The following is a 378-nucleotide window of genomic DNA, read 5'->3' on the forward strand; positions in this document are numbered from 1 at the left end:
TCGCCCGGATCGGGAGTTCAGCGGCCAGATCGAAGACGTGACCGGAGAACTCCTCGATCCGCCTCTCCAGCTCACCGGCCCCCACCGGCACCACCGCGAACTCCACCCGCGCCTCGCCCACCGGCACGATCTCCTGATACGGCTCCCCCTCCACCTGCGGGAACCTCGTCCGCAACGCCTCGTGCCGCCCCACCACATCCCCCAGCGCCGCACCCAACGCCCCCACATCCACCCGCCCCGACAACCGCACCACCAACGGAATGTCGTACAGCGCGCTCGCACCCTCCAACCGGTCCACGAACCACAACCGACGCTGCGCGTACGACAACGGCAACCGCTCCGGCCGCACCCCCGCCACCACCCCCGGACGCGCCCCAG

General features: G+C 71.2%; 1 protein-coding gene. It reads right to left on the reverse strand.

Going from position 1 to position 378, the window contains the following annotated elements; genetic code table 11:
* Positions 1 to 361: condensation domain-containing protein (locus IF99_RS31460; RefSeq protein WP_324604399.1), on the reverse strand; the 361-nt coding region annotated here is incomplete at its 3' end.
* Positions 362 to 378 lie beyond the last annotated feature (17 nt).

The sequence above is a fragment of the Streptomyces sp. NRRL F-5630 genome, assembly GCF_000719475.1.
Classification (GTDB): Bacteria; Actinomycetota; Actinomycetes; order Streptomycetales; family Streptomycetaceae; genus Streptomyces.